At 39.1% G+C, this 19,205-nt stretch carries 26 protein-coding genes and 2 pseudogenes; 17 read left to right on the forward strand and 11 right to left on the reverse strand.

Annotated features, from left to right (window positions below; all coding sequences use genetic code 11):
- Positions 1-313 precede the first annotated feature (313 nt).
- From ACFIKO_RS05470 to ACFIKO_RS05515, 10 genes are all read right to left on the reverse strand, one after another.
- The gene (locus ACFIKO_RS05470) at positions 314-1,351 is read right to left on the reverse strand and encodes a tyrosine-type recombinase/integrase (RefSeq protein WP_208438613.1); all 1,038 of its coding nucleotides are present in this window, start codon (positions 1,349-1,351) and stop codon (positions 314-316) included.
- An 8-nt stretch (positions 1,352-1,359) separates the two neighbouring features.
- On the reverse strand, positions 1,360-1,578 hold the full coding sequence (locus ACFIKO_RS05475; RefSeq protein ID WP_012755083.1) for a hypothetical protein: 219 nt from the start codon (positions 1,576-1,578) through the stop codon (positions 1,360-1,362).
- A gap of 145 nt (positions 1,579-1,723) precedes the next feature.
- The gene (locus ACFIKO_RS05480; protein ID WP_375673464.1) at positions 1,724-2,212 is read right to left on the reverse strand and encodes a DUF488 family protein; all 489 of its coding nucleotides are present in this window, start codon (positions 2,210-2,212) and stop codon (positions 1,724-1,726) included.
- A 69-nt stretch (positions 2,213-2,281) separates the two neighbouring features.
- Positions 2,282-2,905, reverse strand: coding sequence for a lambda exonuclease family protein (locus tag ACFIKO_RS05485; RefSeq protein WP_375673465.1), 624 nt, complete (start codon positions 2,903-2,905; stop codon positions 2,282-2,284).
- Between the two features lies 1 nt (position 2,906).
- Positions 2,907-3,734, reverse strand: coding sequence for a phage recombination protein Bet (gene bet, locus ACFIKO_RS05490; RefSeq protein ID WP_375673466.1), 828 nt, complete (start codon positions 3,732-3,734; stop codon positions 2,907-2,909).
- A gap of 442 nt (positions 3,735-4,176) precedes the next feature.
- Positions 4,177-4,608, reverse strand: a complete 432-nt coding sequence (locus ACFIKO_RS05495; RefSeq protein WP_252619730.1) for a hypothetical protein — start codon at positions 4,606-4,608, stop codon at positions 4,177-4,179.
- A 5-nt stretch (positions 4,609-4,613) separates the two neighbouring features.
- On the reverse strand, positions 4,614-5,075 hold the full coding sequence (locus ACFIKO_RS05500) for a hypothetical protein (protein ID WP_375673467.1): 462 nt from the start codon (positions 5,073-5,075) through the stop codon (positions 4,614-4,616).
- Positions 5,076-5,083: 8 nt separating this feature from the next.
- On the reverse strand, positions 5,084-5,635 hold the full coding sequence (locus tag ACFIKO_RS05505; RefSeq protein WP_375620291.1) for a hypothetical protein: 552 nt from the start codon (positions 5,633-5,635) through the stop codon (positions 5,084-5,086).
- 113 nt (positions 5,636-5,748) lie between these two features.
- The gene (locus tag ACFIKO_RS05510; protein WP_375673468.1) at positions 5,749-6,129 is read right to left on the reverse strand and encodes a hypothetical protein; all 381 of its coding nucleotides are present in this window, start codon (positions 6,127-6,129) and stop codon (positions 5,749-5,751) included.
- Between the two features lie 245 nt (positions 6,130-6,374).
- Positions 6,375-6,701 carry a hypothetical protein gene (locus tag ACFIKO_RS05515; RefSeq protein ID WP_375620292.1) on the reverse strand — a complete coding sequence of 109 codons (327 nt, stop codon included), beginning with the start codon at positions 6,699-6,701 and terminating at the stop codon, positions 6,375-6,377.
- A gap of 113 nt (positions 6,702-6,814) precedes the next feature.
- Between ACFIKO_RS05515 and ACFIKO_RS05520 the strand changes: the two genes are divergently transcribed.
- From ACFIKO_RS05520 to ACFIKO_RS05585, 14 genes and pseudogenes are all read left to right on the forward strand, one after another.
- A complete protein-coding gene (locus ACFIKO_RS05520; protein WP_375673469.1) occupies positions 6,815-7,138 on the forward strand; it encodes a hypothetical protein in 324 nt (107 codons plus the stop codon).
- A 10-nt stretch (positions 7,139-7,148) separates the two neighbouring features.
- Positions 7,149-7,466: a dATP/dGTP diphosphohydrolase domain-containing protein gene (locus tag ACFIKO_RS05525; protein ID WP_375673470.1), complete on the forward strand. Its 318-nt coding sequence runs from the start codon at positions 7,149-7,151 to the stop codon at positions 7,464-7,466.
- Between the two features lie 11 nt (positions 7,467-7,477).
- A complete protein-coding gene (locus ACFIKO_RS05530; RefSeq protein WP_375620295.1) occupies positions 7,478-7,918 on the forward strand; it encodes a hypothetical protein in 441 nt (146 codons plus the stop codon).
- Between the two features lie 10 nt (positions 7,919-7,928).
- Positions 7,929-8,567 carry a hypothetical protein gene (locus ACFIKO_RS05535; RefSeq protein WP_375673471.1) on the forward strand — a complete coding sequence of 213 codons (639 nt, stop codon included), beginning with the start codon at positions 7,929-7,931 and terminating at the stop codon, positions 8,565-8,567.
- Between the two features lie 151 nt (positions 8,568-8,718).
- Positions 8,719-9,190, forward strand: a pseudogene (locus ACFIKO_RS05540) (crossover junction endodeoxyribonuclease RuvC).
- Positions 9,180-9,533, forward strand: coding sequence for a DUF1376 domain-containing protein (locus ACFIKO_RS05545; protein WP_375645005.1), 354 nt, complete (start codon positions 9,180-9,182; stop codon positions 9,531-9,533). Before ACFIKO_RS05540 ends, ACFIKO_RS05545 begins: the two are co-directional and overlap by 11 nt.
- Positions 9,523-10,593 carry a hypothetical protein gene (locus ACFIKO_RS05550; RefSeq protein ID WP_375673472.1) on the forward strand — a complete coding sequence of 357 codons (1,071 nt, stop codon included), beginning with the start codon at positions 9,523-9,525 and terminating at the stop codon, positions 10,591-10,593. Before ACFIKO_RS05545 ends, ACFIKO_RS05550 begins: the two co-directional genes overlap by 11 nt.
- Positions 10,553-10,996 (forward strand): hypothetical protein, encoded by a 444-nt coding sequence (locus ACFIKO_RS05555; RefSeq protein ID WP_375673473.1) that lies wholly within the window; start codon positions 10,553-10,555, stop codon positions 10,994-10,996. The genes ACFIKO_RS05550 and ACFIKO_RS05555 overlap by 41 nt, the downstream gene beginning before the upstream one ends.
- 200 nt (positions 10,997-11,196) lie before the next feature.
- Positions 11,197-11,586 carry a hypothetical protein gene (locus ACFIKO_RS05560; protein WP_375673474.1) on the forward strand — a complete coding sequence of 130 codons (390 nt, stop codon included), beginning with the start codon at positions 11,197-11,199 and terminating at the stop codon, positions 11,584-11,586.
- A 292-nt stretch (positions 11,587-11,878) separates the two neighbouring features.
- A complete protein-coding gene (locus ACFIKO_RS05565; RefSeq protein WP_375620302.1) occupies positions 11,879-12,631 on the forward strand; it encodes a hypothetical protein in 753 nt (250 codons plus the stop codon).
- An 84-nt stretch (positions 12,632-12,715) separates the two neighbouring features.
- Positions 12,716-13,156 carry a hypothetical protein gene (locus ACFIKO_RS05570; protein WP_375673475.1) on the forward strand — a complete coding sequence of 147 codons (441 nt, stop codon included), beginning with the start codon at positions 12,716-12,718 and terminating at the stop codon, positions 13,154-13,156.
- Positions 13,157-13,489: 333 nt separating this feature from the next.
- Positions 13,490-13,933: a single-stranded DNA-binding protein gene (gene ssb, locus ACFIKO_RS05575; RefSeq protein ID WP_375656143.1), complete on the forward strand. Its 444-nt coding sequence runs from the start codon at positions 13,490-13,492 to the stop codon at positions 13,931-13,933.
- A gap of 14 nt (positions 13,934-13,947) precedes the next feature.
- Positions 13,948-14,286 (forward strand): hypothetical protein, encoded by a 339-nt coding sequence (locus ACFIKO_RS05580; protein WP_375647930.1) that lies wholly within the window; start codon positions 13,948-13,950, stop codon positions 14,284-14,286.
- The gene (locus ACFIKO_RS05585; RefSeq protein ID WP_375673476.1) at positions 14,273-14,803 is read left to right on the forward strand and encodes a hypothetical protein; all 531 of its coding nucleotides are present in this window, start codon (positions 14,273-14,275) and stop codon (positions 14,801-14,803) included. Before ACFIKO_RS05580 ends, ACFIKO_RS05585 begins: the two co-directional genes overlap by 14 nt.
- 306 nt (positions 14,804-15,109) lie before the next feature.
- Here the strand turns inward: ACFIKO_RS05585 and ACFIKO_RS05590 are convergent.
- Positions 15,110-15,343 (reverse strand): annotated as a pseudogene (locus tag ACFIKO_RS05590) (DnaJ domain-containing protein); the annotation flags it as partial.
- A gap of 214 nt (positions 15,344-15,557) precedes the next feature.
- Between ACFIKO_RS05590 and ACFIKO_RS05595 the strand changes: the two are divergent.
- From ACFIKO_RS05595 to ACFIKO_RS05605, 3 genes are read left to right on the forward strand one after another with little or no spacing between them, the layout of a single operon-like run.
- Complete coding sequence (locus ACFIKO_RS05595) at positions 15,558-15,890, forward strand: hypothetical protein (RefSeq protein ID WP_375653389.1); 333 nt, start codon at positions 15,558-15,560, stop codon at positions 15,888-15,890.
- A complete protein-coding gene (locus ACFIKO_RS05600; RefSeq protein WP_375673477.1) occupies positions 15,871-17,199 on the forward strand; it encodes a PBSX family phage terminase large subunit in 1,329 nt (442 codons plus the stop codon). Before ACFIKO_RS05595 ends, ACFIKO_RS05600 begins: the two co-directional genes overlap by 20 nt.
- A complete protein-coding gene (locus ACFIKO_RS05605) occupies positions 17,184-19,202 on the forward strand; it encodes a portal protein (RefSeq protein WP_375673478.1) in 2,019 nt (672 codons plus the stop codon). The genes ACFIKO_RS05600 and ACFIKO_RS05605 overlap by 16 nt, the downstream gene beginning before the upstream one ends.
- The last annotated feature ends 3 nt before the right edge of the window (positions 19,203-19,205 follow it).

Consider the following 19,205-nt stretch of genomic DNA (forward strand, 5'->3'; position numbering starts at 1 on the left):
TATATTTTATCAATTTTTATTGTTATAAACTGTGCGCAGTAAAGCACTATTCTCGAAATGAAACAAAGAAATTAATCATCTAATGATTCTCGTATCTTTTTTACGAAGAGACCCCCTTAAAAATTTTATTCCCTCGTTTTATTTATGCATTCCTCATTTTAAAAAATACAAATAAAATGAATATATTATACATAGAAAAAAGGATGATGGTACGCCCAAGGGGCGGGTATAGAGTAAATAAAATCAAAAAATTATATAGAATATAAGGGAATTAATGAATTTTGATTCTATTACGTTTTTTTTGTCTCTATCCCTAACTTTTTTGGAGCTTTTTTATAGCTTCAAGAGCTAGTCTTTTACGATCTGCGCTCTTTGTATAAAGAGATGCCATTTGATCTTCTGTCCAGCCAAAAATTGCTTTGAGTTGTGATACTGTTGCACCAGAGTTAGCTGCGCGTGTTGCTGCTAATTTTCTTAATCCATGGGCTGATTTTTTAATTCCAGCCGCATTACAAGCGTCTCTAAATGCATTCCCAAAGCCTTCTTTGGTGAATTTTTGATTCATTTTACTACAGATGAATGTTTTTTCTCCAATAGGACCAATTTCAAGTGTTTTTGCTAGTTCCGGTAAAATAGGAAGAAAAACATCTGTTTGGAATTTACTTTTCTCTGTTTTGAGGTGAATGATATTATCTTTGACATCTTTCCAACCAATTCGTACTGCATCACCACGACGCAAGCCCGTATATAAAAGAACATCAATCCAGACACGTTCATGGGTACCATGATGCCATCTTTGATAATATTTTTCGACATCTTCTTCTGTCCAAACAGGAAATCCCTCTTTGTTTTTGAGGGGTGGTCTTTTTATTCCTAAAGCTGGATTATTTTCCAAAAGACCTTGATCAATTGCCCAATTAAAAAGTCCATTAAGGGCTTTCAGGAAGTTTCTAGCCATTGCTGGTGTTTCTTTACGCCTCTCAACACCGGCTATGATATGTTTTTTCTCGATTGCTTGATATGGAATATTTCCTATGGTATCACATACCTTCATAAGGATGAGTTCTTTTTGTTTTTGGGTGACTTTAGAAAGGCTATGCCAATTGGAGCTGTTAAAGTATTGTTTAAGCAGCCATGCAAATGACCCTTCAACAAGTTTACCGGTTTTGGATTTAGGAAGTATAAGCCCTTGTAACTCGGCAAGTGCGCTTTTGTAGTTGTCAACAAACTCTTGCGTTCCATAGGTGCCGCGTATTCTAATACGTGGCCCATGACCAATACGTACATACCATATAATTTTACCATGGCGTGTGACTTCTTTGACAAGATGAGGAGGGCGTGGTTTTGGCATAATCAATTTTACATCTTAGAGAGCGCGGTTTCGTAATATTCATTCTTTGACAAATCTAAAAGTTTGTCTGGGTGGTTAACTGAATTTGGTATTGGGATATCGGATTTAAGATAGATAAGCAGTTCACCGGTAGGTTTGATTTCTACGAGTTCACATCCTTGTTTTTTAGCTTCTCTTAAAGCGCGTGCAATGGCTGGTTGCGTTATAGCAGCTGGACGAGGCGCCATATCTTTTTTCTCCTTACATTGAGATGCAATTCACGTGTGGCGTGAATCACGCTTGTGTTGAAAGTTGTTAGGAAAGGGTGGGGGTGCTAGGAGGTATTTGTGAAGAGAAGCACCCCCATATGTAAAAAATCTGTAAGTTTATTTTTTAGATGTGCTTAATTTCATATTTCCAATCAGGCAATTGAGTGAGAGCTAATGCGAGTTGTCCTCTGTGACATATGCATACATTGGCTTCAAAACAGGTGATTGCAACACGCTTTTTGTTTAAAAAAATTTGATATAATTTGTTTATTGCACAAGAATTATTCTTGAGAGTTGTCTTTTGATAATCTTCAAAAAGGCGGTCATAATCTTTTTGTGTTTTCAAATTTCTTCGTTTTTCAGAAGTAATTCCAAGTTCAGGCATATGCATATATTCAATATCAATGTTGCTTACAGCTTGCTCTAATTGTCTTTTTGAAAATCCGTGTTTTCTACTTATTGGATTTTTACGAACATCACATAAAGTTTTGATATTGTTTTCTATGAGACTCTTAAGATAATTCTCAAGGGACCTACCTTCATAGCCAATGGTAAAAAAACAAAATTCCTCATCTTTAGCAGGCTGTATGATAATATGTTTGATGTTACACACGTTTAATTTCCTTATGTAAAAGGGTGGGGGTGCTCGTAGATATGCGGGGAACAAAACACCCCCATAAGGTTAAGCAGCTTTTGTTGAGAGTTGTTTTATCTCTCGTTCTATCTCTGCTAAAAAGGTTTCAACAGCTTGATTGATCTGTTCAATTTGTTGATCATCACGGAGAACACGCTTGACTTTCATGCGTAAGTGAAAGAATTCCCCCGTAAAACGTGGGTCATAGCTTACGAAATCACACCATTTTCGTTCTGTACAAGCCATTTGGAATTGCATTTGTGCGTGATATTCTGGTTTGATTTCGTCACCTATACAAAAGCGCATATGTGTTACTGATCTCGGGCATTTGACTTCGATTAAACCGTCTTCTCCAATGAGACCATCGGGGCTAGCCCCCGCCATTTCTATTGTGGGGTGTTGGATAAAGCCGCACTTTGTTATATCGGCATCATAAATGAAGCCATATTCTCTCAAGGCATCATCTTCATGTTCGATACCCCATCTCATATCTTCAGTTTCATAATAGGGGCTTGTTTCGCCTGTTAAGCGCTCTGTTATGAGTTTGATTTTGTAGTCTTCATATTTGCTTGTAGGCAATCCTTTTGCTGTCTTACTGATAATGTTGTAAACATTAGATGCGGTGACTTTACCCAAGCGTGCTTGGAACCATTCTGCTGTTCTTTGTTCCATCTCACACCACCGTTCTTTGTTCTTGTGGTGCATATTCTATATCTTGGACGTGAATATATTCGGCATCTTGTATAGGCGCTTCTATTTGCTTTTGTTGTAGGAAAGATTGTTCTTTTTCATGCTGTCTCTTTTGCAAAACATCCAAAATCCTTTGTGCTCTTTCATCAGGAAGATCTTCAAGCTTTTGGACTCGTCCATACTCAAGCACTTTTTCTTCTTCTGTTTGAGTGATGTTTATTAATTGTTTGATTTGCGTAAGCACGTCATAAGAAACTAACTTCGTTTGTACGTTATGGTTTGCTTCATGGATACGTGCGGCTTCATCTTCTTCATAAATACCGGAAAGCCCGAAAGCATAGCGAGCACATTGTATAGTGGCTTTATGGCGCAACATACGTGCGGGGTATTTTTTCCAAGGTTCACTGTGGGCTTGTTCGCATTCTTTGAGATATTCGGTGACTTCGATAGGATCTTTAATCCCTTTGAGACGAATAGCACATTTGATAGCAATGATATTCCCATTCTCATTGAGTTGATCTTGAAAGGTCATGCCATCAAAGTCAGGATTTGATTTGATGATCTTTATCCAACCGTCGATAGAAACAACGGGTATGATGCCGCCGCCTTTTTTAGGGAATGCATAGATTTCTTTTGTTAAAGGGTTAAGTCCATAAGTATTGGCAACAAAAAGAAAAACGGCAAATTCTGCATCAGTGATGACATTAGCATTTTTATCTCCAATACAAGTTTTTATGATTGTGGCTCGAAATTCTTCAGCAGAAAATCCATATTTTTCTGCCATTTCTTTTAAAAAAGTGGAATTTGTCATCTTGATTTCCTACATTGCGCGCAATTCACCCGTGGCGTGAATCACGCATCTGTTAAAAGGCTGGTTTTGGGGTGTTAGAGTTTTGTCTTTACAGGTTGTACAATCCGATCAATTGGAATGCGTTTTATATATGCACAATGATCAGAATATAGCGTCAACAAGAAAGATTCATCTGAATTGGGTGGTATCATTTCAAATCTAGTGCATGCAAACGGTCTGAATTCGTATGAAAATGCAAAGCATTGCGATCCTATGAGTTCCATTGGCACGATATTCTCTTCACTTAAGAAGGCATCTATTTTGTCTTTAGAGATTATGGTATCTACATAGGGCTCGCCCTTATCTCCAGAGATCGTTATACAAAGTTCACCTGGATTGTGGGTATTTCTCACAACTAACTGCGAACACAAAGTAGGTTTAATTTCATATCTATACATAATAATTATCTTCTCTCGCTCGTTGTGATAATACTGCCTCCACGAACCTCTGAATCTCCGTAAATGTGTGCGTTACCATACACTTCTGCATTGCAATGAACACTTGCATTTTCGTAAACATGTGCTTTTCCAAAAATACGACCACCATATATTTTTGCGTTATGATGAATTGTTGCATTTTCATAAATATTTGCAAAATAACAAACTTTTGAGTTATCAAATACCTTGGCATTGTTGTAAACTTTTGCACCGCTATAAACCATGGCATCATCATAAACCCAACAGTCTCCTTCATGACTTAAGTTGCTCTCACCTTCTATAAAGCCGCCTAGGTCACCTTTCTTGATTTTTCCGAAGCTTCTCAATGAACGTATGCGGTGGAGAGTTCTGCCATCAAACTCAATTGTTTCATCAGTAAGTTCATATTTTTTTTCCATGATTACTATTTCTCACGTTCTACGATTACGGTGGAGCCACTAATTTTACAATTTCCAGCAATATCTACACGACAGCAAATATATGCTTGATTGTAAATTTTAGCATTTCCGTAAACGTGTACACTTTCCCCTATAACAGAATTCCCATAAATCCGCGCATAGTCAAAAACCTTGGCATTATCTCCAACAGAAGCACCACCAACTTCGGCATAATCAGAAACTTGTGCATTTCCATAAATTTGTGCATTCCCATAAACCCGCGCATCATCATAAACTTTGGCATTACCGTAAACTTGTGCATTGCCAAAAATCCAACAGTCTCTCTTATGGCTTAAGTTGCTCTCTTTTTCTATAAAACCGCCTATGTCACCTTTTTTGACATATCCAAAGTCTCTTAATGCTCTAATTCGGTGAAGAGTTCTTCCATCAAACACAATTTTTTCATCAGTAAATTCGTATTTTTTCATCTGGTTTGTTACCTAGTTGAGATTCTTTTATCGCCATCAATCCAGTCGTCCCAACATACACATGCTTCACCGTAAATTTTTGCATGACCGTAAACATGCGCATCACCGGAAACTTCTGCATTGCCGTAAACACGCGCCCTATCATAAATGTATGCCTTTTCGTAAACTTGTGCATTGCCATAAACTTCTGCATTATCAAAAACGTGCGGTTCACCGCAAATATATGCATCACCGTAAACTTCTGCATCACCGTAAATGCATGGTTCATCGCAAACTTCTGCTTTGCCATAAATACGAGAATTGTTGTAAACATGTGCATAACCGTAAACTTGTGCATTTTCGTAAACCAAGGCATCACCAAAAACCTTGGCATAACCATAGACTTTTGCATAATCCCCAATCCAGCAATTACCACGATGCGATAGGTTGTCTTCTTTCTCGATATAGCCTCCTAAATCACCTTTCTCGACGTTTCCAAAGTCTCGTAATGCGCGAATGCGGTGGAGAGTTTTGCCCCCAACTTCGATTGTTTCATCAGTAAATTCGTATTTTTTTTCCATTATTTTACTCCTTTAAGTTAGACTCTGCCTTTGTCGTTCTTGCAAAAGAACGGCATTGCATTGTGTGGTGAATTTTTTGAAAAGGAGGCGTCTTTTAAATGCGCCCTTAGAATTTAAAGCACATCACAAGGACGCAAACGGTGTTGTTGTTCGTAAGAACCATACATTGCATCATCATATTCGCGCTGTTTTATATCATCTAAAAAAAAACCGTATGCTGAACTATGCGTAACAAAGTCGTGAGGAATGTTTCCGTTGAAACACTGCTCTTCACATTCTTTAAGATAGAATTCGGCAATATCTTCAGAGATATCTTCGCAACGATTAGTCGTTGGTTCTACGCGCAAAATTTGGACAGCATTATCGGCTTGGTCGATAAATTTGATCATGTCACTTTCTTCTAAGAAAGGACCAGATTTAGCGAGATTTTGCTCTTCATTTTCGCACATCACTAAGAGAATTTCATCAGAATTTATAAACACTGGTTTTGTCACAAATGCCTCCATAGAGCCTATTGGCAAAAGTTATTTTCTAAGATATGGAGTGAATATATTTTCGATTTTAGAATAAGTCAATATAATTTTTCTAAAACAGAAAAAAATTTTTTTAGTGATAGACAAATAGTCTACACAAAAAAGTAATTTAATTTTCATTTCAATGTGGAGAAAATTCTGTATGAAGCAGTCTAAAAAAGCTCTAAAAATATTTTCGTCATTAACAAATGAGCAAAAACGGGTGGTTATTTTTCATCTTCTTCTTGCAAAGATCGTAGAAAAGAAATGACAGCTTTTCTATGTTCTGGCTTTGCCGAGGAATATAATTTTAAAAAATAATCATCACAATTATCGGGTATAAAATGAGGGGGGAGAGCTTTAAAAAATGAAGTTAATCTAACGAGTTCATCAGCAGATATACTTCTACTTTCTTTATCATCATCGATAGAAAGCATTTTAGATACAACAGATGTATGAAGTCCCATATGTTTAGCTAATTCAGTTCGGGACCCATGACCCATTGTTTTAAGTTTTTCATTTGCCCAAATTTTTATTTCTTTTTGAATATCCATACTTACCAATATTCCTGTTGTTTTAAAAAATATCAACATTTCTATTTTAGAAAAAATGTTGACATTTTTTCTATAATCGAATAAATGCCCATTTGATAAATAGAGAAATTAAAATGAATATCAAAAATTCAGCAGGTACGATTATAAAATATTTAGGCGGTGCGAAACGTGTGTCGTTGATTTCTCAATGTCATGTGTCTGCTGTTTATAAATGGACTTATCCTTTAAAAAAACTAGAGGGTAAAGGCGGAATTATACCAGCTAAATATCAAATTATGCTTTTGAACTATGCACGTGAGCATGGGATAGACTTGCGTCCTGATGATTTTTTTTATCCCGAGCGCTTGCAGAGATTAATGCAAGAGCAACACCCCCCAATGACTACAATTGCAAAAAGTTCCGGCGTTGATAGCGCGGGTGAAACTTTGCAGCCTTAAGGAGATGATCATGGCTTTAAGGGAAGCGCATAAGGATGATGCTGGCAAGTCGCGTGTTGAACTAATCCCGCCGTTGGCACTGATTGAAATCGGTAAAGTTTTAGAGTTTGGGGCAAAGAAGTATGGAGCAAACAATTGGCGTAATGGCATGCACTGGAGCAGGTTTCACGGTGCTGCCTTACGTCATTTATTAGCATGGTTTGGTGGAGAGCATAAGGATGCTGAGAGTGATTTATCACACTTGGCACATGCGGCTTGTTGCATTCTTTTTTTAATGGAATGCGAAGCACAACAGATTGGTCATGATGACCGCCCTCATAAAAATTAAAGGAGATAAAGATGAGTTCGAATGAGATTTTATGGATAGCAGTGGTTTCAGTTTTGCTCTTAAGCGGAGTGATGTTTCGTATTGCATTGCATTATCGCGATCAAGTTAAAGCACTTAAAGAGCAGGTTCAAGATCTTAAGAAAGAAATGAGAGAGAATGAGTTTAGGTATTTAAAGGAAAGCAAGCAGACAATTGATCAATGTGATGCGGATCTTGAACAATGCGACAAGCTAATTGAAGAACGTGACGAGGAAATTGAAGAACTTAAGCAAAAGATAGATGCGTACCGAGAAGAGTTTAAACGGAAAAGTGAAAAGATACAGGCACTAAAAGCAGATGTTCAATCACGTGATACGGAAATTCAAAGACTAACACAAGAGCTTAAACAGCGTGATGAAGTAGTAAAAGCGCCGGCTCATAAGAATAAGAAGAGTAAGAAGAAGGGTAAGTGAGGAGAGAGGGATGGGCTTAATTGCACTTATTATATCTTGTATTGCTAATTTGTGTTCATGTTATGCGGTTTATACCAATTTTAAAAACATAAAAATGCTTAGACAAGCGATAAAAGAACGAGATGAGTTAATAGCGTCACAAAAAGCGTTGATGGAAGGACAGCTAGCAGAAAATGAAGAGAAAATACAACATTTACAAAAATTACAAAAAGAAGTGCAAGAACGTTTGTTGGAATCTGAACAGAAGAAATCTAAAGAGCAAGAATATTTGACTGAATATGAAAATATTAATGACAATCTTCAAGAGCCTGAAGATGTTCGTGCGCTTGTAAGAGAGTTTGTAAACAAAGCTCCAATTATAAATGAATATAGTGATGAAAAAGATGATGATGGAGCACGAAAGATATTGCAACAATTGATGATGGATGAACAGAGAAAGAATGAAGCAATTCAAATTATTAACGATGTCCATACATGGTTTATGGCAAAAAAAACCGTTACAATTGAAGAAGTTAATAAATGGGATAGATCGCAATATTTATTATTTCATCTTGTGAGGCCAAAGCCACTGACATGGGCTGAGTTGGCTGAAAAAAGTATTGAGGAACAACAGCGTTATTGTTCAAATTGGAAAACCATTATTCTTTGAACGTAACAGCTGTAAGAGTTCTGGTTCTGGTTCAAAGTATTGAATATCGTGGACGGGAAAATTCACTTTTTCTGGTGGATTTTGAGGATCTACGGCAGCATTTTCGTAAAAAGAGCAATCTTCTAAAACACATTTTGTATGGAGAGGTGCGGTGAATAACACGATTCTTTGTTTTGATCTAGGCACCAAAACGGGGTGGGCGATACGTGGTGCAAGTGGTGACATGTTCAGTGGTACCGTGAATTTTCAATCGCGCCGTTTTGAAGGCGGTGGAATGCGTTACTTGCGTTTTAAACAATGGCTATCAGAAATAAAGCAGACAGCAGGTCAAATTGACGCGGTGTATTTTGAAGAGGTGCGTCGGCATGTTGGTACAGATGCAGCGCATGTTTACGGTGGTTTGTTAGCAACGTTAACGGCGTGGTGTGAACATCATCAGATACCGTATGAGGGGATACCAGTAAGTACGATTAAGAAAGCGACGACAGGCAAGGGGAATGCGTCGAAAGAAGATGATTAAGGCGATATGTTCCAAAGGTCATGCGCCTTGTGATGACAACGAAGCAGATGCTTTAGCAATTTTATATTTAGTTAAAGAAAGGGAATTGGGGTATGTCCAGTAAATTACCATGGACGAGGCTTTTTGCAGACAGATGGCTTGTTACTCTTGGTTGTTTGTCGCCGACCGAGAAATGTATCTATGTCATGTTGCGACTTCTAATGCTCCATACTGGTGAGCCTATTTTAAAGGACTTAAGGGTATTAGCTTTTTGGGTTGGTTATCCAGTAGAAGAGTTTGAAACAGCTTTGAATTCCTTGATTGAAGGTGGATTCATCATACGTTTAGACAATGGTGGGTTGTGGAATTCAGAAGTTGAAAAAGAACTCAACAGTCTCAGTGAAGAAGAGCTAGATAATTTCACTTGCAATAATAATAAAGAAAGGGAGGTGAAGTATGTCAACTAAGTTGCCATGGACGAGGCTTTTTGCAGACAAGTGGCTACTTGATCTTGCATATTTGCCAGCTTTTGAAGGTTTCATATATGTTAAGTTGCGCTTTCAAATGCTTCGCACAGGAGAGCCGCTTACGAATAATTTTAAAGTGTTATCTTTATTGGCTGGCTGCTCAGTAAAAAAATTTCAGAAGGCATTAGATCTTTTATTAGAAACTGGACATATCATTTGTTTAGAAGATGGTCGGTTGTGGAACCCAGATGTTGAATTAGAATTAAATGATAGCAAAGAGAAATCAGAAGCAGCAACAAAAGCAGCTCATTCTAGATGGCATAAAACAAAAGGTAAAAATGACAATAATCATATAAAAGAAAACGCATATGCGGATTGCATGCAGAGCGCATACGATGCGCATAGTGTTGCGCAATGCGAACGCAATGCCATTAACAATAACATTAACATATATAAAAAAAATAAAACTAACGTTTTATTAAAAAAAGAAATTGATTTTGAAGATTTAGAAACAATCGATTTGGTTGACGAGCCAATCGAGTGTGATGTTGAAAGCCAATCAGAGCAAATCGAAACGGTACTAGAAAACCAACCTCCCATTCACGAGCAGACAAGCGTTCCTAAGAAAGCCAAGCGGGTTAAAACCGATAGAGGCTGTCGATTGCCTGCGGATTTTGAACCCGATTGCGATTTTGCGATTAGAGAGGGCTTGCCTCCAGAGCGTGTGAAAGTCGAAATCGCAAAATTTAGAGATTATTGGAATGCCAAGGCAGGTAAGGACGCATGCAAAACGGATTGGCAAGCAACATGGCGCAATTGGGTACGCAAGGCAATTGAAGATTTACAGAAAGGAAAAAACTATGGAAAGCCAAGCACTGAAACAACAGAACAGCAGCGTGGATGGAGTTATCGCGTTGCACAGCACATGTCCAATATCAAAAATTCAGATAGTGTGTACAAATTTTTATTCGAGGATGACAACCGAACCACCATTCCTTTGGAAAACGGGGCAAAAACCATTGATTGCAGAAGCGGAGAGAATTACCTCATTAGTCAATGATGCGTTGCAAAAGCTTGAAAAGAAAGCGACTGAAGAAGAAATTCAAACAACGTATCTTGTCCTTTCAAATGGACTTAAGAGCCCCATGGGATCAGATGAAAAAGCGACAGCGCTTGCGTATCTTTACGCTCTTGAAGGCATAAGCAGCTGGGTATTGCAAACGGCAACAAAGAACGCTTTGAAAGGCAAAGCCGAGGGCTTAAATTCGACCTTTATGCCCTCAACAGCAGATTTTTATCGTTATTGTAAGACGCTTGAAGGCAATATTCGCTTTCATGCAAAGTACATTCTTAGGAGCCTTGAAAAGCCTGAAAAGGGAACAAATCAAAAGGCATCGATGCCATCAGAACGCATAGAAAAGCTTCAAAAAGAACTTGAAGAAGTTTTAAAGGGCATTGGATGATAAACAGCAAAGTAGTGAAATTTGCTGATGATTTTGAGAATAGAGATGCGTTTAAATTGACAGAAAGGTACCGTACAGAGCGATTTAAAGATTTTATGATAAAAACCACATTGAAATTAAAAACGCTTCTGTACAGTCCATTTTGAGGCAAATAAACCCATTGGTAAAGTTATGGATTTAGATAGGGGATATTAAACCAGATGTTTTTAAAAAAACGTAAACAGAAAGGGCAAAAAAGATTTGTAGCAACGGCGGTGGGGCATGCACCATGGGGATTAGGGGTAGCAGAGTATTTTTATAACCTTTACGAATATGATGATGGCACAAGAGAATACGAAGAATTTGACGGTGGTCAGTATCATGAGATGCCTTGTAAAGTTGATTACAGTACCAAGGCTCAAGTGAAAGCTTGGGTTTATGGGGGTGGTATTCCGCAAAGCGTATTGAGTTGCGAACCTTTAATAGATGAGATTAATAGGGAAATCAAAAAACGTACAGTGAAAGTAGTGAAAACTTATGACGATATAGACAGTGAACTAGAGAAAGCACTTGATATTCAAACATGTAGGTATCAAAATGAAAAAAAGTGAAAAAAATAAAAAATACGTATTGACTTTAAAGAAAGGTTCGTTTAGGAAAGCGTCAAGTGTGTAGAAACACTTGCGAATAGCGGATAGGTTACGATACAGCCTCTCCCATGCTTTTTAAAATACTGACTTTCTTTTATGCTATCATTGGCATATAACGATTTTGTCGGGTGTAGTGTGTTATACAATACCCTTTTTAGGGGAAAGCACACAGCGGACTATTCGCCGTGTTTCTAGCGCCCGACGCCCTTATAGGGTGTCAATAGAAACCTTCTTTACGAATAGGATTACTAGCATGAGTGCTACAGTTAAAAAGAGAAAACCATCCAAAAAATATGAATTGACTAATGAAATAGATCATATGACTGGTCTCACATTATACCGTATACGCGCCTTAAAAGATTTTGGAGATGTCAAGGCGGGGGATTTAGGTGGTTTTATAGAAAATGAAAGCAACCTATCGCATTATGGTACGTGCTGGGTATATGATAAAGCCCGCGTTTTTCAAAATGCCCGCGTTTCTGGGAATGCAAAAGTAAGAAGCTTTTTTGTAGACGTTTGTGGGAATGCAAAAATTTATGGGAATGCTATTTTTGAAGCTATTTTTATGGGAGGCAATGCGCGTCTTTATGGGAATGCTCATATTAAAGGTGCTGTTGTAATTGAAGGCAATGCAAAGATTTATGATAATGCCTATGTAACTGATCATGCTCATATTTCTGATGATGCCGTCATTTGTGATGATGCTCATGTTGGAGGCAATGCAAAAATAAGCGGCGCTGCTCATATTTGTGATGACGCGCGTGTTTTCGATGATGCCGTTGTATGTGGTGCTCTTATCTCAGGAGATTCTTATGTTCATAGCGCCGCTTCTTTAACAGCAGATGATCATATTTGGAATGAAGCATATCCCGAATTTGGTAGTGAAGATGATTATTATCGTCATGAGTATTATGATGATTTTGAAGACTATTATGATGCTGATCTTGAATCTGAAAATGATGACGATTTAGAATGTGAATTAGAATATGAAAAAGAAGCTGCTTAATTAAACAATAGGGCGGTGCGGGGGCGCCTCCTTATAACCATTTCATTCAAAAATTTATTCAAATGTTAGATTAGGGAGCTACCTATGACCACTAAAAATGTATCCAAAAAATATGAACTTACTAATGAAACTACAGAAGTTAAAGACCATCTCTATGGTAGAGTTAGAACACTTTATCGCATTAAAGCTTTAAGAAGTTTTGGAAGTGTTAAAAAAGGAGATTTAGGGGGCTTTATTGAAAGTGAATACAACTTATCACATGATGGCAATTGCTGGGTTGGTGATGATGCCAAGGTTTATAATGCTGCTATGGTTTGGGGGCATGCGAAGGTTTTTGAAAATGCAATAATTTGTGATGAGGCGTGTGTTAATGGGTTTGCGAAGGTTTACGGTAATGTACGTGCTTATGGAAAGGCAATTATTGGTGGCAGGGCGCGTGTTTTTGGAGATACGCAACTTATTTTGGGGGCATGGGTTACAGGAAAAAAAGAGATTTCTACAGGTTTAATATCCTTTTGTAGATAGATAAAGACTGTAGATAAATTGACTAAAGCGGCTTCTAAAAGATAGAATTAAAAAAAGCCGCGTCCTTTAAGACACGGCTTTTATGATCAAAACAGCTAGCGATCTAAATAAACGATTAAAGTAACCAATCGAAATATAAAAGAACGTCTCCTTATTGCACAAAACGTATCAAAACGCAAGCTGTTAAGTAAAATAAAAATGAGATTCATTCTTTAGATTCAGTGGGTTATAATAAATTTCGTTTGTAATTACACCCCATAATGTGTTATACTATCATCAGTTGTGAGTTTGTTTTGTTCTAAGTACTATTTTCCATTAAAGGACAGAAAACAAATGCTTAATAAAGTGATTTTAATTGGTCATTTAGGTGCCAATCCAGAAAGCAAAACAATGTCATCTGGCATCGAGGTGGTCAATTTTCGAATGGCAACGTCTGAGAGCTATACAGACAAGGCAACCAATAAGAAAGTAGACAAAACTGAATGGCATTCCATTGTGGTGTTTAATCCACATTTGGCAAAAGTAGCACTTCAGTATCTCAGTAAAGGTAGCAAAGTTTATATCGAAGGGCGACTACAAACTCGTAAATGGCAAGATAAAAACGGTGTTGAACGGTATGTAACAGAAGTCATATTGCCTCAGTACAAAGGCGAGTTAAAGCTTTTAGATGGCAAAAATGATGATAATCAAGAGCCGTCATCATCTGCTTATGACAGAAGCATTTACAGACCTCTTGATACGCCCCATACCGTTATGAATGACAGTGTTCCTTTTTAATAGAGAGTATTTAAATGTCTGATAAGCCGCCGCTCCATACCTTTAGTGCAATCTGTAAATCTAAGCCAGTTTATAACTATACTATTACAGATCAGGAGATAAAATCATTACAACATAATAATAAGATTGAGACACTCTGTAATATATCAGCAGGCTTTCTAATTGTAATGATGGTCATTATCATCGGGTGGATGATACGTGATGATGATGATTGGAAAAAAATACCAGTCATTTGTATATCAATAGCGTTACTGTTATTTGTAGTGCTTTTGGGTGGAGAGACACGGTCAAACTCAAAGGAAATTTGGGAAAACGTTAAACAGGTGTCTGAGGTTATCTGTGAAAAGAAATAAAAAAAGGGGACGCCCTAAAATAGCAGGGCAGGTAAGAGAACCAAATGGACGTATATCACGTGCAAAAGCACTACGTGAAGCCGTTGATAAATTGGCAATAGAAATGCGTGCAAAGCGCTTCGGTTTAACGCTACAAGAGGCAAAAAATCCACTTTCTGGGTCTTACATAGGGCGACTTTGTTTGCAAGGTGTGCTTACTCAAGAGCAATATGACGCCGCCCAGCAATATCTACAGATAAGGAATAATTACCTTTGTGCAAAGGGCTTGCCTAATGCTATTTATGATGATGTGTCTACAAATTCAGATCCAGATAGCTTTGAACAATGGGTTCAAAAAGCAACAAATCACTATCAAGCCGTGAAAGAGGCAGTAAAAGAAGCCCAATGCCTCTATAGACAGTATAATCTTCATGCTGCGCTACAGTACCTCGTTATAGAAGATCAAATGCTACCCCACCTTGTGAATTCATTGCGCGTTGCTCTCAATATGCTTCAGAAGCACTTTTTGCAAAAATAACTATCAATAGAATATGAAGGGAATGGCAATAACAGCTAAGGTGGTCATTATTGCAAATAAAAACGCAGGAATCTTTAACCTAAATCGCCAGAGTATGTTAATCGGAAGAGACATTTACAGACCACTCTATTATCATTGCTTCATTAAGTTCCTCTAATCAAAATACCGAAATATAATAATGGTACCGCCAACATATGTTACGAAAAATAGTATTAGAGCAATGACAAAGAAAGCTATTTTTTTAAAAGGTGATATTAACACTAAACCTATATTATCTCGGCTTTTATTACTTGCAAAAGTTTTGTGATTATATTTAAAAGTTTCATGATAGAATTGATTGTAAGCAGCTCTCTTTTCAGGATTTTTAAGAACTTCATAAGCTTCGCAAACTTTTTTGAATTTTTGTTCAGCGTCGTTACTGGAATTATGATCAGGATGGTATTGCATAGCTAACTTACGAAAAGCAGATTTTAGCTGCTTATCATTGCATTCGTAGCTTACACCAAGAATTCCATAGTAATCATCTTCATTTACTATCATTACGTACTACCATGTGTATTGTTAATATTTCTACATTGCAGTTTAATTGATTCCCTTTTAATGTATCAATGTGTGTCATTTTAGTGTTGACAATGTGTTGCAAATCGTATTTAATGACAAATACGGCACTGGTCGTACTGTATCTAGACGAGGGGCAGTGCAGTTTGAAATCCCCGCAAATGCGGGGTTTTTTATTATCTGGAGGGCGTATTTTATGACATCAGAAAATACACAGCAGGCTCCACAACCCATTAAAAAGCGTATACCCCCAAAGGCAGGTCAAGGGCGTGTCAAAGGTATTCCCAATAAAATGACGCGCATTTTAAAAGAAGCAGTGGTTAAGGCTGCTGAGAATGCTGGGAATAAAATTGGCAATGATGGTTTGATCTCCTATTTGGAAAAGCAGGCTATGGAATGTCCAGCGGCTTATTTAGCGTTGCTTGGTAAGGTGTTGCCTTTACAGGTGACTGGGGAAGATGGGGGAGCCGTTAAGGTGATAACGCGTGTAGAAATCGCGCCTTTGGTCAATGACAACACGACAGATTAATATTGTTCCAAAGCTTATACCGATTTTTACAGATAAGGCTTTGGTGCGTGCGGCTTGGGGTGGACGAGGGTCTGGAAAGACAAGATCATTTGCCTTGATGGCTGCTTTAAAAGGCTATCAATTTGGTATGCAAGGGATATCGGGCACTATACTTTGTGCACGGCAGTTTCAGAATTCTTTGGCAGAAAGTTCATTGGAGGAAATTAAGCGCGCCATTGAAGCGCATGACTTTTTAAAGGACTATTACAAGGTTGGGGAGTCGTCGATTAAGTCGATAGATGGTCGTATAGCCTTTCAGTTTTCTGGTCTTGACCGCAATATAGCTAGTATCAAGTCTATGGGGCGTATTTTGCTTTGTTGGGTTGATGAGGCGGAGCCGGTGACAGAGACGGCTTGGCAAACGCTTATACCGACTTTGCGAGAAGAGGGAGAAGGATGGCGGGCAGAGTTATGGGTGACATGGAATCCATTGCGAGAGAATGCTCCCGTTGAGAAGCGGTTTCGCTTTTCAAACAATGAGGCAATCAAGCGTGTTGAGATCAACTGGTCAGACAATCCGAAGTTTCCCAAGATTTTGAATGAAGCGCGATTGGATGATCTGAGAAACCGTCCAGAGACCTATAAGCATATCTGGGAAGGGGCTTATCTTACAGCGGTTCAAGGTGCTTATTATCAAAAGGAAATGTTGGCAGCCGAGCAGGAGGGGCGGATAGGGCGTGTTGCTCGTGATCCTTTAATGCAGATACGCGCCTTTTGGGATATTGGGGGCACGGGTGCTAAGGCAGATGCCACAGCGATATGGATAGCGCAATTTGTGGGGCGAGAGATCAGAGTGCTTGATTATTACGAAGCACAGGGACAGCCTTTATCGGAACATATAGGCTGGTTGCGTCAAAACGGTTATGAGAAGGCACTGATGGTTTTGCCCCATGATGGTGCGACCAGAGATCGTGTGCACAATGTGAGTTTTGAGAGCGCTCTTAAACAAGCAGGCTTTCAAACAAAAGTTATCCCTAATCAGGGAGCAGGGGCTGTTAAGATACGTATAGAAACAGTCCGCCGTGTTTTGCCTTCTGTTTGGTTTAATGAAAAGACGACGGTAGCAGGACGCAAGGCATTGAACTGGTATCACGAGAAATGGGATGAGAAGCGCAATATTGGCTTGGGAGCAGAGCACGATTGGTCCAGTCATGGGGCAGATGCCTTTGGACTGATGTGTATTTCATACAAACCACCAAAAGAAATACAAAAGCGACCAGCTTATAGCGGCAGAACGGAATATGAGAGTACCTCATGGATGGCAGAATGATGCATGATGATGAACATTTAGAGAAAGACAGCAACGTATCTGATCTCTCTCATGAAGGTTTGTTTCGTAAGCTTGTGAGCTGGTACAAAGAAGATGTGGAGCATGTGAATAAATGGCGTGAACATGCACGGGAGGATTTTGGTTTTTACAATGGTGATCAATGGAATGAAGAAGATTTATCGGCGTTAAAAAAACAACGCCGCCCCGTTATGACCTTTAATCGTATTGCTCCGCTTGTAAATGCTGTTGTGGGTTCAGAGAGAAATAATAAGCGCGAAGTGCAATTCATTCCCCGTCAAGTAGGGAAGGCATTGCCAAGTGAATTGCTTACCGGTGCGGCAGAATGGTTTCGGGACATGGCGCATGCAGAATACGCTGATAGTGACGCTTTCCAAGATGCGGTTATCTGCGGCATGGGGTGGACTGATACACGGCTTGATTATGAGAACAGCCTCGATGGTGAACCGGTAATTACGCGTTTAGACCCACTGAAAGTGGTCTGGGATAGTGCGGCAGTGCAACCGAATTTAACCGATGCGCAACGTTTGTGGTATGTGGACCGCAAGCCTTTGGAAGTAGCCAAGCAGATGTTTCCCAAAGCCCATTGGAGTGAACTGAGTGCAGATTGGGCAAGGGATGGGAGCTCTCATGAAGGTGTTCACCATAATGATCTTGATTATTACAGTGATGAAGGGAGCATTGATGTTGAAAACGGTCGTCGGATGGTCACTCTTGTTGAATGCCGTTGGTTTGAAAGCGAGAGGTATTACAAAGCGCCCGATTTAAGCACTGGAGAACTTCGTGATTATAGCGAAGAGGAATTTAAGCAGCTCCAATGCATGATGCCCGATATCCAAGGGGCAGCTTTCAATAAAAAGGTTGTAAGGCGTGCTTTTTTAGGGAGGAAATTGCTTGAATCCCCAGATCAACCTTTGGTTCCAGCTGGTCAATTGGGTTGGGAGTGTATAACGGGGTATTTTGACAAGATAGAACGGCAATTTTATGGGGTTGTACGTCCTACAAAAGATCCACAACGGTGGGCGAATAAATATTTCAGTCAAGTGATGTATATCCTTAATAGCCAATCCAAAGGGGGGCTTATTGTCGAGGAAGGGGCGTTTAAGGACATCAGGCAGGCTATGCAAGATTGGGCGCGGTCTGATGCGTTGCTAGTTGCTGAAGATGGCGCCCTTGCACAAGGAAAGATCCAACCCAAACCCGTAGCAGAATTTCCAACGGGGTTTTTCCAGTTGTTTAATGAAGCTAAGGAAGCGATTAATCAGGTGACGGGTTTATCGCCCGAATTCATTGGCACAAGGGAAGTGACACAAGCGGGTATTTTGGAGGCACAACGACGCCAATCCAGTTTAAATCTGCTTGCTTGTCTGTTTGATGGCTTACGTTTGTATCGCAAGCGGCAAGGTAAGATTATTTTGCACTTGATACAGAATTACTTGTCCGATGGGCGTTTGGTACGGATATCTGGTGAAGAGAATGCGCAATATATTCCATTGACGCGTGAAGAAGTAACGAGTGTCGAGTATGACATTGTGGTGGATGATGCCCCAACCAGCCCGAACGAAAAAGAGCGCACCTTCGGTATTATCACACAACTGCTTCCATTGCTTCAAAATGCGATTACGCCGGATATTATGCTTGATCTACTTCGTTATTCACCATTGCCTGCGTCATTGCTTAATCGTGTGAGTGAGAAGATGCAACAGCAGCAAATGGCACAACAAGCCCAACAACAGCAAATGAATCCGGAACAAGAAATGAAGTTGCAGGAAAAGCAGCAAGATATTGCGGCTAAAAGTCAGATGCAACAGATGGATTTACAAGGCAAGCAGATTGAATTGGTCATGCGTCAAAAGAGAGCAGAATTGGAAGCGGAATTGATGCAACAGAAGCATGAGCTTGAACGGGAGCGTATTCTTAATGAACGAGCGCAAAATCAAATCATGCGTGAAAGAGCGGCAACATACAGAGGAAGAAGCATTTGAGAG

Source organism: Bartonella sp. TS82HLJMH, assembly GCF_042193495.1.
Taxonomy (GTDB): Bacteria; Pseudomonadota; Alphaproteobacteria; order Rhizobiales; family Rhizobiaceae; genus Bartonella; species Bartonella grahamii.

Coding starts and splice junctions, on each gene's coding strand:
- ACFIKO_RS05470 (WP_208438613.1), bottom strand. CDS start 1,351: ATGCCAAAACCACGCCCTCCTCATCTTGTCAAAGAAGTCACACGCCAT.
- ACFIKO_RS05475 (WP_012755083.1), bottom strand. CDS start 1,578: ATGGCGCCTCGTCCAGCTGCTATAACGCAACCAGCCATTGCACGCGCT.
- ACFIKO_RS05485 (WP_375673465.1), bottom strand. CDS start 2,905: ATGGAACAAAGAACAGCAGAATGGTTCCAAGCACGCTTGGGTAAAGTC.
- bet (WP_375673466.1), bottom strand. CDS start 3,734: ATGACAAATTCCACTTTTTTAAAAGAAATGGCAGAAAAATATGGATTT.
- ACFIKO_RS05495 (WP_252619730.1), bottom strand. CDS start 4,608: ATGGAAAAAAAATATGAACTTACTGATGAAACAATTGAGTTTGATGGC.
- ACFIKO_RS05500 (WP_375673467.1), bottom strand. CDS start 5,075: ATGAAAAAATACGAATTTACTGATGAAAAAATTGTGTTTGATGGAAGA.
- ACFIKO_RS05505 (WP_375620291.1), bottom strand. CDS start 5,635: ATGGAAAAAAAATACGAATTTACTGATGAAACAATCGAAGTTGGGGGC.
- ACFIKO_RS05515 (WP_375620292.1), bottom strand. CDS start 6,701: ATGGATATTCAAAAAGAAATAAAAATTTGGGCAAATGAAAAACTTAAA.
- ACFIKO_RS05520 (WP_375673469.1), top strand. CDS start 6,815: ATGAATATCAAAAATTCAGCAGGTACGATTATAAAATATTTAGGCGGT.
- ACFIKO_RS05525 (WP_375673470.1), top strand. CDS start 7,149: ATGGCTTTAAGGGAAGCGCATAAGGATGATGCTGGCAAGTCGCGTGTT.
- ACFIKO_RS05530 (WP_375620295.1), top strand. CDS start 7,478: ATGAGTTCGAATGAGATTTTATGGATAGCAGTGGTTTCAGTTTTGCTC.
- ACFIKO_RS05535 (WP_375673471.1), top strand. CDS start 7,929: ATGGGCTTAATTGCACTTATTATATCTTGTATTGCTAATTTGTGTTCA.
- ACFIKO_RS05545 (WP_375645005.1), top strand. CDS start 9,180: ATGTCCAGTAAATTACCATGGACGAGGCTTTTTGCAGACAGATGGCTT.
- ACFIKO_RS05550 (WP_375673472.1), top strand. CDS start 9,523: ATGTCAACTAAGTTGCCATGGACGAGGCTTTTTGCAGACAAGTGGCTA.
- ACFIKO_RS05560 (WP_375673474.1), top strand. CDS start 11,197: ATGTTTTTAAAAAAACGTAAACAGAAAGGGCAAAAAAGATTTGTAGCA.
- ACFIKO_RS05565 (WP_375620302.1), top strand. CDS start 11,879: ATGAGTGCTACAGTTAAAAAGAGAAAACCATCCAAAAAATATGAATTG.
- ACFIKO_RS05570 (WP_375673475.1), top strand. CDS start 12,716: ATGACCACTAAAAATGTATCCAAAAAATATGAACTTACTAATGAAACT.
- ssb (WP_375656143.1), top strand. CDS start 13,490: ATGCTTAATAAAGTGATTTTAATTGGTCATTTAGGTGCCAATCCAGAA.
- ACFIKO_RS05580 (WP_375647930.1), top strand. CDS start 13,948: ATGTCTGATAAGCCGCCGCTCCATACCTTTAGTGCAATCTGTAAATCT.
- ACFIKO_RS05595 (WP_375653389.1), top strand. CDS start 15,558: ATGACATCAGAAAATACACAGCAGGCTCCACAACCCATTAAAAAGCGT.
- ACFIKO_RS05600 (WP_375673477.1), top strand. CDS start 15,871: ATGACAACACGACAGATTAATATTGTTCCAAAGCTTATACCGATTTTT.
- ACFIKO_RS05605 (WP_375673478.1), top strand. CDS start 17,184: ATGGATGGCAGAATGATGCATGATGATGAACATTTAGAGAAAGACAGC.